The sequence below is a fragment of the Saccharothrix sp. AJ9571 genome, assembly GCF_021725495.1.
GTDB classification, from domain to species: Bacteria; Actinomycetota; Actinomycetes; order Mycobacteriales; family Pseudonocardiaceae; genus Amycolatopsis; species Amycolatopsis magusensis.
Genome location: NZ_CP091382.1, coordinates 8,223,133 through 8,238,507, shown reverse-complemented (window position 1 = coordinate 8,238,507; position 15,375 = coordinate 8,223,133). Strand labels below are relative to the sequence as shown.

General features: G+C 70.5%; 16 protein-coding genes. 10 read left to right on the top strand and 6 right to left on the bottom strand.

All coding sequences use genetic code 11. The annotated features are described in order from the left end of the window. Window position 1 precedes the first annotated feature (1 nt). Window positions 2-775, bottom strand: coding sequence for a class I SAM-dependent DNA methyltransferase (locus L3Q67_RS37145; RefSeq protein WP_499186086.1), 774 nt, complete (start codon window positions 773-775; stop codon window positions 2-4). Window positions 776-948: 173 nt separating this feature from the next. On the opposite strand from L3Q67_RS37145, the gene L3Q67_RS37140 reads away from it, so the two are divergent. The 3 genes from L3Q67_RS37140 to L3Q67_RS37130 are packed head-to-tail and all read left to right on the top strand — an operon-like array spanning window position 949 to window position 3,037. Continuing rightward, entirely contained in the window at window positions 949-1,212 is a 264-nt protein-coding gene (locus L3Q67_RS37140; protein WP_209666433.1) for a phosphoribosyl-ATP diphosphatase, read from the top strand. Between the two features lie 30 nt (window positions 1,213-1,242). After that, entirely contained in the window at window positions 1,243-2,088 is an 846-nt protein-coding gene (hisG, locus tag L3Q67_RS37135; RefSeq protein ID WP_499186085.1) for an ATP phosphoribosyltransferase, read from the top strand. A gap of 4 nt (window positions 2,089-2,092) precedes the next feature. Next, entirely contained in the window at window positions 2,093-3,037 is a 945-nt protein-coding gene (locus L3Q67_RS37130; RefSeq protein ID WP_499186084.1) for an AEC family transporter, read from the top strand. Here the strand turns inward: L3Q67_RS37130 and L3Q67_RS37125 are convergent. The 3 genes from L3Q67_RS37125 to L3Q67_RS37115 all read right to left on the bottom strand — a co-directional run bounded on the left by L3Q67_RS37125 (window position 3,034) and on the right by L3Q67_RS37115 (window position 5,738). Beyond that, window positions 3,034-3,969, bottom strand: a complete 936-nt coding sequence (locus L3Q67_RS37125; protein ID WP_499186083.1) for a ParA family protein — start codon at window positions 3,967-3,969, stop codon at window positions 3,034-3,036. The two genes, L3Q67_RS37130 and L3Q67_RS37125, sit on opposite strands and share 4 nt — an antisense overlap. 91 nt (window positions 3,970-4,060) lie before the next feature. After that, window positions 4,061-4,843 carry a thioesterase family protein gene (locus tag L3Q67_RS37120; RefSeq protein ID WP_499186082.1) on the bottom strand — a complete coding sequence of 261 codons (783 nt, stop codon included), beginning with the start codon at window positions 4,841-4,843 and terminating at the stop codon, window positions 4,061-4,063. Window position 4,844: 1 nt separating this feature from the next. Beyond that, complete coding sequence (locus L3Q67_RS37115) at window positions 4,845-5,738, bottom strand: RecB family exonuclease (protein ID WP_209666438.1); 894 nt, start codon at window positions 5,736-5,738, stop codon at window positions 4,845-4,847. A 121-nt stretch (window positions 5,739-5,859) separates the two neighbouring features. Here L3Q67_RS37115 and L3Q67_RS37110 point away from each other — a divergent pair, with 121 nt between their 5' ends. After that, window positions 5,860-6,993 (top strand): site-2 protease family protein, encoded by a 1,134-nt coding sequence (locus tag L3Q67_RS37110; protein WP_499191733.1) that lies wholly within the window; start codon window positions 5,860-5,862, stop codon window positions 6,991-6,993. Between the two features lie 60 nt (window positions 6,994-7,053). Beyond that, entirely contained in the window at window positions 7,054-7,881 is an 828-nt protein-coding gene (locus tag L3Q67_RS37105; RefSeq protein WP_499186081.1) for a tRNA (adenine-N1)-methyltransferase, read from the top strand. Window positions 7,882-8,164: 283 nt separating this feature from the next. Here L3Q67_RS37105 and L3Q67_RS37100 read toward each other — a convergent pair whose 3' ends face one another. Together L3Q67_RS37100 and L3Q67_RS37095 are read right to left on the bottom strand one after the other, a co-directional pair. After that, entirely contained in the window at window positions 8,165-8,773 is a 609-nt protein-coding gene (locus tag L3Q67_RS37100) for a hypothetical protein (RefSeq protein ID WP_499186080.1), read from the bottom strand. A gap of 43 nt (window positions 8,774-8,816) precedes the next feature. Next, window positions 8,817-9,638, bottom strand: a complete 822-nt coding sequence (locus L3Q67_RS37095) for a flagellar basal body-associated FliL family protein (RefSeq protein WP_499186079.1) — start codon at window positions 9,636-9,638, stop codon at window positions 8,817-8,819. A 222-nt stretch (window positions 9,639-9,860) separates the two neighbouring features. Between L3Q67_RS37095 and arc the strand changes: the two genes are divergently transcribed. The 5 genes from arc to L3Q67_RS37070 all read left to right on the top strand — a co-directional run bounded on the left by arc (window position 9,861) and on the right by L3Q67_RS37070 (window position 15,362). Next, entirely contained in the window at window positions 9,861-11,675 is a 1,815-nt protein-coding gene (gene arc, locus L3Q67_RS37090) for a proteasome ATPase (protein ID WP_499186078.1), read from the top strand. Window positions 11,676-11,798: 123 nt separating this feature from the next. Then, window positions 11,799-12,146 (top strand): hypothetical protein, encoded by a 348-nt coding sequence (locus L3Q67_RS37085; RefSeq protein WP_209666443.1) that lies wholly within the window; start codon window positions 11,799-11,801, stop codon window positions 12,144-12,146. A gap of 29 nt (window positions 12,147-12,175) precedes the next feature. Then, window positions 12,176-13,201 (top strand): hypothetical protein, encoded by a 1,026-nt coding sequence (locus tag L3Q67_RS37080; protein WP_499186077.1) that lies wholly within the window; start codon window positions 12,176-12,178, stop codon window positions 13,199-13,201. Window positions 13,202-13,316: 115 nt separating this feature from the next. Next, the gene (locus tag L3Q67_RS37075) at window positions 13,317-14,381 is read left to right on the top strand and encodes a glycoside hydrolase family 5 protein (RefSeq protein ID WP_499186076.1); all 1,065 of its coding nucleotides are present in this window, start codon (window positions 13,317-13,319) and stop codon (window positions 14,379-14,381) included. Between the two features lie 42 nt (window positions 14,382-14,423). Next, window positions 14,424-15,362 carry an aldo-keto reductase family protein gene (locus L3Q67_RS37070; protein WP_499186075.1) on the top strand — a complete coding sequence of 313 codons (939 nt, stop codon included), beginning with the start codon at window positions 14,424-14,426 and terminating at the stop codon, window positions 15,360-15,362. Window positions 15,363-15,375 lie beyond the last annotated feature (13 nt).

Here is a 15,375-nt window from a genome sequence, read left to right as displayed (position 1 = left end):
GCTAGGTGAGGAATTCCGCGGGGATGTCGGCGTGCTTGGTGCCGATCACGGCCACGTAGTGCAGTGGCTCGCCGCTGATGTCGAGCCGGTGCCGGTAGCGCTCCGAAGCGCGGACCTCGAGGACACCGTTGTCCTGGCAGGTCTTGATGAACCCGGCGAAACCGGAGGTGTCCTCTTCGGTGAGGAACCGGTCCTTGATCGTGAAGGCGATCCAGCCGCCGTTGCGGACCAGGTTGAACGCCGCGCGGAACGCGCTCGGCGGGATGTCCGAGTAGCCCAGCGCGGCCACGCAGACCATGGTGTTGAACTCCGCCGCGGCCAGTGCCGCGGCGACCTCTTCGGACGGAGCCGTCACGTCGCCCACGTGGTAGGCGTCGTAGACCTCGGGTCGTTCCCGGTGCGCCGCCTCGGCCGCCTCGGGGATGATGTCGGCGCCGACCAGGTGGCCGACCCCGATGGTGCGCAGCTGCTCGCCGACCAGGCCGTTGCCCGCGCCGAGGTCGAGCACCCGCAGTCCTTCCGCGTCGTAACCGTCCCGCTGCAACTGCTCCTTGAGCAGCTTGGCGATGACGTCCGGGGAGCGGCAATCGAGAACTTCGTGGAACAACTGCTCGTACAGACCGTGAACGCGGTAAATACGGTCGTAGTCGTGAAAACGGATGTCGGCCCATTCACCGTCGAGGAGAACCGAGCAGTACTCGGCGTCCTGGTCGATTTCCTCGGGCCGCTCCGGCAACCTGATCTGCAGCTTCTCCAGTGATCGTCGGTTCTCCATATCACTTCTTCCCGTTGTCTCCCATGTACCGAGGACCTTTCTGACATAAGTGGACTCCGGGCCGAACGTCAACATCGACTGGACCATTCGGAGCAGGGCGGATGTGATCGGTCTGGCACGGTGGGCGGCCCCGGTCGGCGCCCGCGGGCCCCGGGTGGAAGGATCTGCAGACCGTGAAGACCTTCGATGAGCTGTTCTCGGAGCTGGCCGAGCGCGCCCGCACCAGGCCCGCCGGATCGGGCACGGTGACCGCGCTGGACGCCGGTGTGCACGCCCAGGGCAAGAAGGTGCTCGAGGAAGCGGGCGAGGTGTGGATCGCCGCCGAGCACGAGTCCGACGAGCGGCTCGCCGAGGAGATCTCGCAGCTGCTCTACCGCGTCCAGGTGCTCATGCTCGGCCGCGGTTTGTCCACAGAGGACGTCTACCGGTACCTGTAGGCAACGGGTACCCGCCACAAAGGAGTCAACGTGCTGCGTGTCGCTGTGCCGAACAAGGGAGCGCTGGCCGGGCCCGCCTCCGAGATGCTCGGTGAGGCGGGGTACCGGCAGCGACATGAGCAGCGCGACCTGACCGTGCTCGACCCGGCCAACGAGGTCGAGTTCTTCTTCCTCCGGCCCAAGGACATCCCGATCTACGTCGGCTCCGGCGAGCTGGACCTCGGGATCACCGGCCGGGACCTGGCGCTGGATTCCGGCGCGCCGGTGGAGGAGAAGCTCGCGCTCGGCTTCGGCGGATCGACCTTCCGCTACGCCGCGCCCGCCGGTCGCGAATGGCAGCCGGCCGACCTGCACGGCAAGCGGCTGGCCACCTCGTACCCGCGGCTGGTGCGCGACGACCTCGCGCGCCAGGGCATCGAGGCCGAGGTGATCCGGCTCGACGGCGCGGTGGAGATCTCCATCCAGCTCGGCGTGGCCGACGCGGTGGCCGACGTGGTCGGCTCCGGCCGGACCCTGCGCCAGCACAACCTGGTGGCCTTCGGGGAGACGATCTGCAAGTCCGAGGCGGTGCTGGTGCAGCGCAAGGACGGGCCCGACACCAAGGCCAAGGCCCAGCTCGCGGCCCGGCTGCGCGGGGTGGTCTTCGCCCAGCACTACATGATGCTGGACTACGACTGCCCGCGGACGCTGCTGGACACCGCGATCGCGATCACCCCGGGCCTGGAGTCGCCGACCGTGGCGCCGCTGGCCGACCAGGACTGGGTGGCCGTGCGCGCGATGGTGCCGCGCAAGGAGGTCAACCGGATCATGGACGAGCTGGCCGAGGCCGGGGCCAAGGCGGTACTGGCGTCGGACATCCGCTCCTGCCGGCTCTGACCGGGTGGGCGGCGCGCTCACCGCGTTCGCGCCGATCTGGGCGCTGACCGGGCTCGGGTACCTGCTGAGCCGGTTCGGGGTGCTCGGTGAACGCGCGGACGCGGTGCTCACCCGGCTCGCCTTCCAGGTGGCGATGCCCGCGGTGCTGTTCAGCACGCTGATCGGCACGCCGTTCTCGGCGCTGGCCGATCGCGGGCTGCTGGCCTTCGTGGTCGGCACCGCGGTCATCGCGCTGCTCGCGTTCACGCTGTCGACCTGGGTGTTCCGCCGTCGTCGTGCCGAACGCACGCTGTCGGCGGCCGCGGCGAGCTACGTGAACGCGGGCAACCTCGGCATCCCGGTGGCGTTGCAGGTGCTGGGCAGTTCGTCGTTCATCGTGGCGGTGCTGCTGTTCCAGTCGCTGCTGATGATGCCGTCGATGCTGGCCGCCATCGAGTCGGACGTGCCGCGCGACGACGGCCCGCGCTGGCGGCGGCTGGTGCTGCTGCCGGCGCGGAACCCGGTGATCGCGGCGTCCATGCTGGGCCTGCTGGTCGGTGGCATCGGCATCCCGCTGCCCGCGGTGGTGCTGGAGCCGATCCACACCCTCGGCGACGCGGGCGTGGCGTGCGCGCTGCTGGTGCTGGGCATGTCGCTGCGTGGCGACCAGGCCGTCCCCGGGCCACCGGGGGAGCGCCGCCGGGTGGAGCTGGTGGTCGTGGTGCTGCTCAAGGCGCTGGTGCAGCCGGGCGTCACGCTCGGGGTGGGCCTGCTGCTCGGGCTGAGCGGGCCGTCGTTGTTCGCCGCGGTGCTCTGCTCGGCACTGCCCACCGCGCAGAACGTGTTCATCGCGTCGAGCCAGTACGCGGTGGACGTCCGGTTCGTCCGGAACTGCGTCCTGATCTCCACCCTGCTGTCGATGGGTTCCCTGACCCTGATCGCCTGGCTGCTGGGTGGGGCGGTGGCCTAGCGGGGTGGCCTCGGGCGCTTCGGCATCAGGTCGTAGAGCTTCTTCCGCGCGCCGCTGTCGTTGACGTTGCGCGCGTGCGCCACCTCGGTGATGAAGTCCTCGAAGACGAACTCCGCCTCGGCGGGCACCAGGGTGGCCACCGGCTGGCTCTGCCGCCGGTCCTCCAGCGCCCTGGCGATCTGGTGGAAGGCCACCGCCTGCGCGGTCTCCGGGGCGAAGGTGGTCACCGGGATGCCGCGCACCGCGGCCTCGTTCATCACCACGCCCAGCGGCACGTGCGCCAGCATCGGGATGCCGAAGGTCTGCAGCTCGTGCATCGCGGTCACCGCGTAGGTCGACATCGGCCGCCGGTACAGGCCAGGGACCAGGCCGAAGTAGGTGATCGGTTCGCGGCCGACGAGCTGCTGCACGTAGTTGAGCTGGTCGTTGAGCAGGCGCAGCGCGCGGATGCTGGTGCGGTCGGGCTGGACCGGCACCAGGATGCCGTGCGTGGCGGTGAGCGCGTTGTTCGTCAGCACGTCCAGCGCGGGCGGGCAGTCGATGATCACGTGCTCGTAGTTGGCGAACTGGATCACCCTGGCCAGCTGCCAGCCGGGCACCCGGAACTGGTCGAGCCGCCGGATCAGGTCGAACATGCCCGGCGAGGTCGGGATGACGTCGAAGGCGCCACCGCGGCCGATGTTGCTGCGCGGGTGGCTGACGATCAGCTCCTCGACCGGGCCCTTCCACATCTTGGTCAGCGCCTTGGCCATGCTGGGCCGGTGCGCCGGTGCCTCCGGCAGGCCGAGCATCTCCGTGGTGGCGTGACCCTGCGGGTCGAGGTCGATGAGCAGGACCCGGCGGCCCTGCTCGGCGAGGGCGGCGGCCGCGCCGACACTGAGCGCGGTCTTGCCGACCCCGCCTTTCTGGTTGACCACCGAGGTGATCTGCATGCCGTGGGACTCCCGCGTGCTCGTGGTTGGCTCGAAGAGGCAGATTATGGGATCTACCCCGTCAGCGGTGGGATATCCGCGGTGTCGGCGTTCAGCGGGGCCGCACCAGCAGCGCCTGCGCCCCGGTGGCGACCTGCCCGCCGGGGTCGTGCAGCCTGCTGGTGGCGGTGCCGATGCCGTCCGGCCCGACCACCGTGCGCGCGTCCAGCCCGATCCACTCGCCGTCGGGTTCCCGCTGGATGTGCACGGTGAGCTCGGTGTTGATGAACCACCACTGACGCGGGTCCAGGTAGTTGGACACGCCGTTGCCGGAGTCGGCCACCGCGAACAGCCGCTGCAGCGGGCTCGGCTTCTCTCCGCCGACCAGCGCGACACGCTGGCGTGCCCACACCGTGGCCGGTCCCGGTTCGGCCATCGAGCCGTGGACCGCCCGCCATTCGGTGGCCGCGAGGTACCCGAAGTCACCGCCTGCCCAGTGCTCCGGCCACGGGGTGGGCTCGGCGGTCTCCGGCGGGGGCAGCGGCTCGGCGCCCCCGGCGATCACCTCGGTGCTGTCCGACGTGGCCAGCCGCCAGGCCGACGCCCGCGCGACCACCTTCTCGCCGGCGCTCAGCTCGGCCGAGAGCAGTTCGACCGAGCGGCCTGGCCGGTCCAGCCGGGTCCGCACGGTCAGCTCGGTCAGCGGCGCCGGGCCGAGGATCTCCACGGTCACCCTGGCCAGGCGGCTCGCGTGCGCGAGCGGGACCTCCTCGAGCGCCCGGACCAGCAGCGCCGACGGCGGGCCGAAGTGCTGCGTGCCGGGCGACCACGGGCCGGCGGTGTGCTCGGTGGGGGAGAACCGGCCGTCGCCGAGCGGCTCGTAGAACGCGGTCATCTCAGTCCGCCCGATCCAGTGGTGTTTCCTCACCGGGGTCCGGTTCCGGCCAGCCGGGGTACTCCGGGGGAGTACCGCCGAACGAGGGGCAGTGCGCCTGGTGGTCGCACCACCCGCAGAGCTTGCTCGGGTTCGGCCGGAAGTCCCCGGTCTTGCCCGCCTTGAGGATCGCCTGCCAGATGGCCTCCAGCGTGCGCTCGAACCGGCGCAGTTCGGGCTCGTCCGGGGCGTAGGCCAGCGACTGGCCGTCGGTCAGGTACATCAGCTTGAGCTGGCGCGGCACCACCCCGCGCAGCCGCCACAGCACCACCGCGTAGAACTTCATCTGGAACAGCGCCTTGGCCTCGCCGATCTCGCGCGGCGCGGCGCCGGTCTTGTAGTCGACCACCCGGATCTCCCCGGTGGGCGCCACGTCGAGGCGGTCGATGTAGCCGCGCAGGAGCACGCCGGAGCCCAGTTCGGTCTCCACGTGCAGCTCGCAGGCCTCCGGCTCCAGCCGCGTCGGGTCCTCCAGTTGGAAGTAGGCGTCGACCAGCTTGCCCGCCGAGCGCAGCCAGGCGTCGACGTCGCCCTGGTCCTCGCCGAACAACTGCATCCACTCCGGGCGCAGCTGCTCGGACATGTCCGTCCAGGCCGGGCCGAGCAGCTCCTGCGCCCGGTCTCGCTGCCGTTCGGCCTGCGGCAGGGCGAACAGCTTCTCCAGCACCGAGTGCACCAGCGTGCCCCGCAGCTGCGCCTTCGTCGGCGTTTCGGGCAGCTTGTCCACCGCGCGGAACCGGTAGAGCAGCGGGCACTGCTTGAAATCGCTGGCTCTCGACGGGGACAGCGCGGGACGGCGGCGCACCTCGGGCACGGCATCGGCTTCGGCGTTCGCGGTCGGCAGGGGCGCTGACATAACCCGCACCCTAGGACAGGGGTACGACAAACCGGGTGACGGGCGCGCGCCGGGCGGCCGGATCACCGCTTTCCCACACCGGGCGTTCTAGGCTGTCCGGGTGAGGACCAACAGCGGCTCGATGCGGCCGTCCGCGCGCCGCGAGTCGGCGCTGGACGGCGGCCTGCTGCTGTTCCGCGTCGACGGGGTGCCGGTGCTGCTGGCGCCGTCGTGGTGGGTCGGCTCGCTGCTCGTGGTGGTGCTCTACGCGCCGCTGGTCGAGCGGCTGCTGCCCGGCGCGGGCCCGGTCACCTCGTGGACCCTCGCCGCGGCCTTCGCCGTGCTGCTGGGCCTGTCCGTGCTCGCCCACGAACTGGGCCACTGCGTGGTCGCGCTGCGGCTGGGCATCCCGGTCCGGCGGCTGCGGTTGTTCCTGCTCGGCGGGTTGTCCGAGGTGGCGAGAACCCCGCGCAAGCCCGGTCAGGAGGGGATGGTCGCCGCGGCCGGCCCGGTGGTGTCGATCCTGCTCGCCGGGTTCTGCGCGCTGCTGCTGCTCGCCGTGCCCGAAGGCGGCGCGGCCTGGCTGCTGGTGGCGCAGTGCGCGGTGGCGAACCTCGCGGTCGCGGTGTTCAACCTGCTGCCCGGCCTGCCGCTGGACGGCGGGCGGATGCTGCGTGCCGGGGTCTGGGCGGTGACCGGCACCCGGTCCACCGGGACCAAGGCCGCGGTCGTCGGCGGTGGCGCGGTGGCCGTCGGCCTGCTGGTGTGGGCCATCTGGGGCCTGGCAGGCGACAGCGACGACAAGTGGCTGCGGCTGGGTGTGTGCGTGGTGACGGCGTGGTTCGTCGCCATGGGGGCCAGCGCCGAACTGGCCGCCGAGACCCGGCGTGGCTGGCCAGACGGGCTGGAGATCGCCGACCTGGTGCGCCCGGTGCTGCAGCTGCCCGCGGAAAGCCCGGTGTCCGACGCGCTGGCCGCCTCGGCGGGCCGTGGCGTGGTGCTGGTGCGCGCGGACGGCGTGGCCGCCGGGCTGCTCGACGCGAACGCCGCCGAGCGGCTGGCCGCGCAGTCCCCGCAGTCGCCCGCGGAGCTGGCCGCCGAGCCGATCCGGGCCGAATCGGTGCTGCTGCTGTCCGAACCGGGGGACGACATCGCCGAGCGCGTGCGGGAGACGGCCGCCTGGCAGTTCCTGGTGGTCGACGACGAGGGCAGGCCGGCCGGCGTGCTCCGGCGGGAGGACCTGCGGGCGGCGATGAGCGGGCGGCGTCCCGGCTGATTCCCCGCGCGGGTGGTCTGAAAGGATCTGGCTTCCGTTTCAGACCAGGAGGTTGGCACGTTGGCGTCGGCAGGGGGCCCGTTCCGGGTTGGTGATCGGGTGCAGCTGACGGACCCGAAGGGGCGGCACTACACCATGGTGCTGGCCGAGGGTGGCGAGTACCACACCCATCGCGGCGCGCTGGCGCACGACCACGTGATCGGGCAGCCGGAGGGGTCGATCATCGTCTCCGCGGGCGGAACCTCGTACTTGGCGCTGCGGCCGCTGCTGCCGGACTACGTGCTGTCCATGCCGCGCGGCGCGCAGGTGATCTACCCGAAGGACGCCGCGCAGATCGTGATGTGGGGCGACATCTTCCCGGGCGCGCGGGTGCTGGAGGCCGGTGCCGGTTCGGGCGCGCTGACCTGCTCGCTGCTGCGGGCCGTGGGGTCCGAGGGCAGCGTCACCTCCTTCGAGGTCCGCGACGACCACGCCGAGCACGCGGTGAAGAACGTGGAACGCTTCTTCGGGGAGCGCCCGGCGAACTGGCACCTGACCATCGGCGACGTGGCCGAGCACACCGGTGAGGTGGACCGGGTGGTGCTGGACATGCTGGCGCCGTGGGACGTGCTGCCCGCCGTGCAGCGCAACCTGGTGCCCGGGGGCGTGCTGACCGTCTACGTGGCGACGGTGACGCAACTGTCGCGGATCACCGAGGCGCTGCGGGAGCAGCAGTGCTGGACCGAACCGGAGTCGTGGGAGACGCTGATGCGCCCGTGGCACGTGGTCGGCCTGGCCGTGCGGCCGGACCACCGGATGGTCGCGCACACCGCCTTCCTGCTCACCACCCGCCGGCTGGCGGACGGGGTCACGCCGTTGAAGCTGAAGCGTCGTCCGAGCAAGGGGTGAGGGGTGGGGTTTTCCGCCCCGGTTTTTGATTGTGACTACGGCGAAGAGGGGCTTGTCAAGGCGGGAATGATGCCTTGACAAGCCCCTCTTCGCCGTGTTTTTGGCTGTGGACCGGGGCGGGGTGGGGAGTCTGGGCGGGGTGCTGGTGGGGTGCCCGGGTGGCGGTTGTGTGGTGGCCCGGTGGGTGGTGGGGCTGGGGAGTGCCGTGAATGTGGCTTTCACGGCGGAATCCGCCGTGAAAGCCACATTCACGGCATGTGCGGGGGGACGAGGGGGCAGGGGGCTAGCCTGGGATGCACCACTTCGCGCGCTGCTTGACCAGCTTGAACGGGGTCTCCTTGAAGTTGCCCCCGCCTTCCACCCGGACGGTCACCGTGGCGCTGTCCCCGCTGACCTCGACCGGTTTGGCCAGTGTGGCGGTGATGTCCCCGGCGCGGTCCCAGGTGTCCTGCAGGCCCTTGACGTCGGCGTCCTTCTGCACGTTGCAGGCGATCGTCGCGTACTTGCGCGCGTCCTTCGAGTTCAGCGCCTCGATGACCACGTCCCCGGCGGCTTCCGGGGTGTCCTCGCCGCGGCCGGTCGCGCTCGAGGGCGCCGGTCTGGTCGCGGGGGACGAGGACGAGGGCGCGGGCAGGACTGGTGGCGGCTGGGCGGCGGGCGGCTCTTCGTCGCTGCCGGTGAGCACCAGCACCAGGGTGAGCGCCGCGCCGAGCAGGATCACCGCGCCGACGGCCACGCCCACGACCAATCCGGTTTTCTTCTGCCTTGCGGAGTTCGGTTCGCCGGGCCAGCCACCCGGTGGTGGATACGCCTGCGGCGGCGGATACTGTCCGTAACCGCCGTAGGGCTGCTGCCGCCCGTACGGATCGGGCGGCTGGGGTGGCTGGCTCATCGTGCTCGGCTCACTGTCCTCGTTCGTCCCCCGGCGCCCGGGGTCAGCTGCCCACGCACCACCGCGAGGCTTCCTTCTTCAGCTTGATCGGCGACTTCTCCGACTGCCCCTGGAACGACAGCTCCGCGTCGATCGTAGCGGTGTTCCCGGTGATCACCGGCTCGCCGAGGAGCTTCGCCTCGACCCCCTGCGGCATCTCGTCGATGTCGGACTGGGTGACCGTCTCCGGGCTGCAGGCGACCTCCTTGGCGAGGTTCACGTCGCGGTCGTTGATCGCGTCGACCGCCTTCTGGCCCGCTTCCTTCACCTCGGTCTTGTCGCCTGGCGAACCGGCGTCGCCGCTGCTGCCGCTCGGCTTGCCCGCGCTCGGCTTCCCGGAGGCGGGCGGCGGCACCTGGCCACCCGGCGGCTGGGCCTGTGACGTGGGGTTCTGCTGCGCCACCTGGTCCGAGGAGCCGTCGTCGCCGGTGAACAGGATGATCGCGGCCACGGCCCCGCCGATCACCACCACCGCGCCGATCACCAGCCCGATGATCAGGCCCGTTTTCTTCTTCTTGGGCGGTTCTTCCCCGAACCCGCCGGGGTACTGCGGCTGCTGCTGCCCGGAGCCGAACGCGTCCCACCCCTGTTGTTGGGCGTAGGGGTCGGGCGCCGGTGCCTGCTGCCACCCCTGCTGCTCCCAGCCACCCTGCTGGGGTTGCTGCGGCGCCGGGTTGAACGCGTCCCAGCCGGGTGCCTGGCCGCCCTGCTGCGGGTACTGCTGCGGCTGCGGTCCGGTGTAGGGCTGCCCGGCGCCCGGTTGTCCCTGGTAGCCCGGTTGGCCGTGCGGTCCGGGGCCCCCGGGGTGCTGCGGTGGATAGGTCAAGACTGCCCCCTAGGAAGTCGGTACACGTCCGGGTTCACCGAGCGAGCGATGTAGACGCACGGTAGCGGTCGGCCCCGCCTCGCCTTTACCGGGTTGGACCATTGCGCATCCGGGAACCCCGTGATCCCGGTGCGACGCGCCGATCCTGTGATGCGGATAGGGCTTCTCAAGTCGGTGATCGCCGGTACCGTGGACTGAAAAGCACTCCGAGGAGGTGCCGACATGCAACACGACCTTCCCGGAGGTCGGCCGGAGGATGCCGACCCATCAGAATCGAGTGGAGCTGGGAACACGTCGGATGAGCAGGCACGACAGGTCCGTTTCCTGGAAGAGGAAGTGGCACTGCTGCGCCGGAAGCTGACCGATTCACCGCGCCAGAACCGGGTGCTCGAGCAGCGGCTGGCCGAGGCGTCGGAACGGGTCAGTCAGCTGACCGAAAGAAATAACAAACTGGTTGAGACGCTGCGCGAGGCGCGGGGCCAGTTGCTCGCGCTGCGTGAGGAAGTCGACCGCCTCGCCCAGCCGCCGAGCGGATACGGAGTATTCCTGGCGGCCTTCGAGGACGGCACGGTCGACGTGTTCACCTCCGGCCGGAAGATGCGCGTGTCGGTTTCCCCCGCGGTCGAGGTGGAGACGCTGCGACGCGGGCAGGCGCTGCGCCTGAACGAGGCGCTGACCGTGGTCGAGGGTGGCGGCTACGAGCAGACCGGTGAGGTGTGCGCGCTCCGCGAGGTGCTCGCCCCCGAGGTCACCGGTGGCAGCTCGCGGGCGCTCGTGGTCGGGCACGCGGACGAGGAGCGGGTGGTCTTCCTTTCCGACCCGCTGGCCGAGCAGCCGCTCAAGCCGGGCGACTCGCTGCTGGTCGACTCCAAGGCGGGCTACGCCTACGAGCGGGTGCCGAAGGCCGAGGTCGAGGACCTCGTGCTGGAGGAGGTCCCCGATGTCAGCTACGAGGACATCGGCGGGCTCGGGCGGCAGATCGAGCAGATCCGCGACGCGGTGGAGCTGCCCTTCCTGCACTCGGACCTGTACCTGGAATACCAGTTGCGGCCGCCGAAGGGCGTGCTGCTCTACGGCCCGCCGGGTTGCGGGAAGACGCTCATCGCCAAGGCGGTGGCGAACTCCCTGGCCAAGAAGGTCGCGCTGGCCAGGGGCGACGATCCGGGCGACGGCTCGGAAGCGAAGTCGTACTTCCTCAACATCAAGGGCCCGGAGCTGCTGAACAAGTTCGTCGGGGAGACCGAGCGGCACATCCGCCTGATCTTCCAGCGGGCGCGCGAGAAGGCTTCCGAGGGCACGCCGGTGATCGTGTTCTTCGACGAGATGGACTCGATCTTCCGCACCCGCGGCAGCGGGGTGTCCTCCGACGTGGAGACCACCATCGTGCCGCAGCTGCTCTCCGAGATCGACGGTGTCGAGGGCCTGGAGAACGTCATCGTCATCGGCGCCTCCAACCGCGAGGACATGATCGACCCGGCGATCCTGCGGCCGGGCCGGCTGGACGTGAAGATCAAGATCGAGCGTCCGGACGCCGAGGGTGCCAAGGACATCTTCTCGAAGTACCTGGCCGAGGGGCTGCCCATCCACGCCGACGACCTCGCCGAGTTCGGCGGGGACCCGAAGGCGACCTTCGACGCGATGATCCAGCACACCGTCGAGCGGATGTACGAGGAAAGCGACGAGAACCGGTTCCTCGAGGTGACCTACGCCAACGGGGACAAGGAGGTGCTCTACTTCCGCGACTTCAACTCGGGCGCGATGATCCAGAACATCGTGGACCGGGCGAAGAAGGCGGCGATCAAGTCGGTGCTGGAGACCAAGCAGCCCGGTCTGCGCGTGCAGCACCTGCTGGACGCGATCGTCGACGAGTTCGCGGAGAACGAGGACCTGCCGAACACCACGAACCCGGACGACTGGGCCCGGATCTCCGGCAAGAAGGGCGAGCGGATCGTCTACATCCGCACGCTGGTCACCGGCAAGAACCAGGACTCCGGTCGGGCGATCGACACGGCCACGAACACCGGGCAATATTTGTAGGAGCGAAGCAACACCGAGCCTTCTGCAAAGGGCGGTGCACCGGAGCGATCCGGTGCACCGCCCGTCCAGTTTTCCGGCGTGTTCCGGGCCGGATCGATGTATAACGGCCTATACTTCGCGGCTATGAGCGGTGACGAGTACCCGACCCCCCAGCCGCCGGTGACGCCCGGTCAGATCAACGAATGGCTACGGACGGTCGCCGAGTCGGCCCGGCGTGGCGAGCTGAGCGCGGACGAGCTGATCGGTCTCCTCGGCCAGTTGCGGGCCGCTTCGACGGCGTGTGCGAACGCCTCGGACTGGGCTTTGCTGGCCGCCAGGGAGGCCGGGGCGAGCCTGCGGCAGATCGCACCGGTGTTCGGCAAGGGTTATGTCCGCGCCCCTGCCGCGCGGCTGGAAAAACTGCACCGGCAGGTGCTGAATTCGGATCAGTTCCTCGAGTTGATGCGGCGGAAAGAAAGCGGGGAGGCCTGACGCTCGCGCGTTCGAGCGGGCAGCCGATTATGGGCGACTTCTACGACCGGGACCACCGGGACTGGGCCGGTGCGCCGGTCGACGCACGCCGCCGCGAGGGTGTGCGGCGCCTGCCGGGCGGGTTCGCGGCCCCGGGCGGGGAACTGCGGCTGACCGTGCCGGGCCGGCTGACGCTGCTGCTCGCTCCGGATGGCGCGGTGCTGGCGTTCAGCGGCCCCCGGGAGGCCGACGCCCGCTTCCGGGCCGGGATGGACCCCGTGGCGTGGGTGCGCGAGGTCGCGGGTGAGCCCGTGGTGGAGCGGGTCCGGCGGATCGTGCTGCCGGAGCCGCGCGGCCCGCTGTTCGCCCGCGGGCCCGGTTTCACCGCCGAGCTGGACCGGTACGGCCTGCTCCGGTGCACCGGAGAGCCGCCGTCCGGCCCGGACCCGTTCGAGGAGCTGCGCGAGCGGCCCGGCGTGGACCTGACCGAGGGCTGGGTGCTGACGCCGGGGGAGACCGTGCGCAAGCAGTCGCAGCTGGGTGTCGACGCGATCCGGGGCGCGATCGACGTGCCCCGGCTGCCGGTGCCGGCGGGGGAGCGGCGGGTGGCCGCGCCCGGCCGCGAGATCCTGGTCTCAATGCACGAGCGCGGCTCGGTCCGCTGGTCCGCCCACATCGGCGCGAACGGCGAGTTCGACGGCCCGCTGCCCGGCGACGGGTTCGCCGAGGCACCCGAACGGTGGGCTCGGGAGGAAGCCGGTCGCCTACGTGACCCGGAGTTCTGGGCCTCGGTGCAGGAGGTCGGCAGGCTGCGCGTTCCGCCGCCCGGCGCGGCGATCGCCGCCCAGCTCGGCGACTACGTCCTGGAGTTCGCGCGGATCGGGATCACCGCGTCCGGCGAGGTGACCGTGCTCGGCCGGTACGGGCACGAGGTGACCGCGTTGCTGCGTGAGTCGCCCGCGTTCGGCGAGGACCCGGTGAACTGGCTGCGTCACCTGCCCGAGCACCTGATCGCCGCCGGGAGTGCGGCGTTCCGGCCCGCGCACGACCACTTGTTGCTCACCTACCGACGCTAGGCCGGTCAGGTGAACTCTTGACGTGCTGTGAAGCGGATCACTAAAGTCGGGCTCGCTCATCAGTTAGGAAAGTTTCCTGTCTATTCCGCCGCCCAGGTCAGAGAGGAAAACTCGTATGCGTTGGGACAAGATCCGGCACCGGGTCGCGGCGGTCGCCGCGGCGACCTTCCTGCTGCCGGTCTCGGTGGCAGGCGGGGCGCAGGCAGCTCCGGAACCGGCGGCGATCACCGCGCTGCCCCCGGGCTCTCCGGCGGCGATCAACGGCCAGCTGAAGGTCTGCGGGCTGCAGCTGTGCAACCAGTACGGCAAGCCGATCCAGTTGCGCGGCATGAGCACGCACGGCATCCAGTGGTACGCGCAGTGCGTGAAGGCGGCTTCGCTGGACGCGCTGGCCGGTGACTGGAAGGCCGACGTCCTGCGGATCTCGATGTACGTCCAGGAAGGTGGCTACGAGACCGACCCGGCGAAGTTCACCGCGCTGGTCAACGGCTACATCGAGGAAGCGACCAAGCGGGGCATGTACGCGCTGGTCGACTGGCACCAGCTCAGCCCCGGCGACCCGAACCACAACCTGGGCCGCGCCAAGACCTTCTTCACCGAGATCGCGAAGCGGCACAAGGACAAGACCAACATCATCTACGACATCGCCAACGAGCCGAACGAGGTCAGCTGGGCGGGCATCAAGAGCTACGCCGAGCAGATGATCCCGGTCATCCGCGCGCAGGACCCGGACGGCGTGGTGCTCGTGGGCACGCACGGCTGGGCCTCGCTGGGTGTTTCCGACGGCCGCACCGAGGCCGACATCGTGAACAACCCGATCAAGGCGAGCAACTTCATGTACACCTTCCACTTCTACGCGGCGTCCCACCAGGACGAGTACTTCCAGGCGCTTTCGCGGGCCGCGTCGAAGCTGCCGCTGTTCGTCACCGAGTTCGGCACCCAGACCTACACCGGTGACGGCGGCAACGACTTCGCCTACGCGCAGAAGTACCTGGACTTCCTGGCCAGCAAGAAGATCAGCTGGACGAACTGGAACTTCTCCGACGACTTCCGGTCGGGCGCGGTGTTCAAGGAAGGCACCTGCGCGGGCGGCAACTTCAGCGGCACCGGTCCGCTGAAGCCAGCCGGGGTGTGGATCCGCGACCGCATCCGGTCCGCGGACAACTTCCCCACCAGCTGACGCGCCCCGGCCCCACTGCGCCCTTCCGGTTACCGTCATGCCGTGGCGGAAACACCGGAGATCGCAGTGGGGCTGGCCGCGCTCGGCAGGCCCGCGTACATCAACCTCGGCCGTGAGGGCGCGTTGCCGGGCAACCGTGACGTGGCCTCGATGCGCGCGGCCACCTGGGAAGTGCTCGACGCGGCATACGCGGCCGGGGTGCGCTGGGTGGACGTCGCGCGCTCGTACGGGCGCTCCGAGGAGTTCCTGTCCGGCTGGCTCGCCGAACGCGGGCACACCGACCTGACGGTGTCCAGCAAATGGGGCTACGCCTACGTCGGCGGCTGGCGCCTCGACGCCGAAGTGCACGAGGAGAAGGAACACTCGCTCGCGCGGTTCGAGCAGCAGTGGGCCGAGAGCACTTCGCTGCTCGACTCCCGGATTTCCTTGTACCAGGTGCATTCGCTGACCATCGACAGTCCACTGTTCACCGATGGCGCCCTGCTGGACCGGCTCGCCGCGCTCGCCGACACCGGCGTCCGCGTCGGATTCTCCACTTCCGGCCCGGCGCAGGCGGAAACCGTGCGGCGCGCGTTCGAGCTGGAGCGGTCGGGACGGCGGGTGTTCACCGCCGTGCAGTCCACCTGGAACGTGCTCGAGCCCTCCGTCGGCGAAGTGCTCGCCGAAGCCCGCGCGGCGGGCAACCTGGTGGTGCTGAAGGAAACCCTGGCGAACGGGCGGCTGGTCGCCGAGCCGCCGGAGCCGGTCGCGGAGCTGGCTGCCGCCCGCGGGGTCACCCCGGACGCGATCGCGCTCGCGGCGGCACTCGCCCAGCCGTTCGCCGACGCGGTGCTCGCGGGACCGGCGAGCGTCGCGCAACTCGAGTCGAACTTGGGCGCGGTAAGAGTTCCACTCGAAGACGCCGAACTGGAGCAGCTGCTCGCGCTGCGCGAAGCACCGGCGGACTACTGGGCCCACCGCTCCCGCCTGGAGTGGAACTAGATACAGTCTCCGC

What these genes read in the sequence shown, in the direction of transcription:
- L3Q67_RS37120 (WP_499186082.1), bottom strand. Translation starts at nt 4,843, where the DNA reads ATGACCGCGTTCTACGAGCCGCTCGGCGACGGCCGGTTCTCCCCCACC.
- L3Q67_RS37125 (WP_499186083.1), bottom strand. Translation starts at nt 3,969, where the DNA reads ATGCAGATCACCTCGGTGGTCAACCAGAAAGGCGGGGTCGGCAAGACC.
- L3Q67_RS37080 (WP_499186077.1), top strand. Translation starts at nt 12,176, where the DNA reads ATGGGCGACTTCTACGACCGGGACCACCGGGACTGGGCCGGTGCGCCG.
- L3Q67_RS37075 (WP_499186076.1), top strand. Translation starts at nt 13,317, where the DNA reads ATGCGTTGGGACAAGATCCGGCACCGGGTCGCGGCGGTCGCCGCGGCG.
- L3Q67_RS37085 (WP_209666443.1), top strand. Translation starts at nt 11,799, where the DNA reads ATGAGCGGTGACGAGTACCCGACCCCCCAGCCGCCGGTGACGCCCGGT.
- L3Q67_RS37110 (WP_499191733.1), top strand. Translation starts at nt 5,860, where the DNA reads ATGCGGCCGTCCGCGCGCCGCGAGTCGGCGCTGGACGGCGGCCTGCTG.
- L3Q67_RS37145 (WP_499186086.1), bottom strand. Translation starts at nt 775, where the DNA reads ATGGAGAACCGACGATCACTGGAGAAGCTGCAGATCAGGTTGCCGGAG.
- arc (WP_499186078.1), top strand. Translation starts at nt 9,861, where the DNA reads ATGCAACACGACCTTCCCGGAGGTCGGCCGGAGGATGCCGACCCATCA.
- L3Q67_RS37100 (WP_499186080.1), bottom strand. Translation starts at nt 8,773, where the DNA reads ATGAGCCAGCCACCCCAGCCGCCCGATCCGTACGGGCGGCAGCAGCCC.
- L3Q67_RS37115 (WP_209666438.1), bottom strand. Translation starts at nt 5,738, where the DNA reads ATGTCAGCGCCCCTGCCGACCGCGAACGCCGAAGCCGATGCCGTGCCC.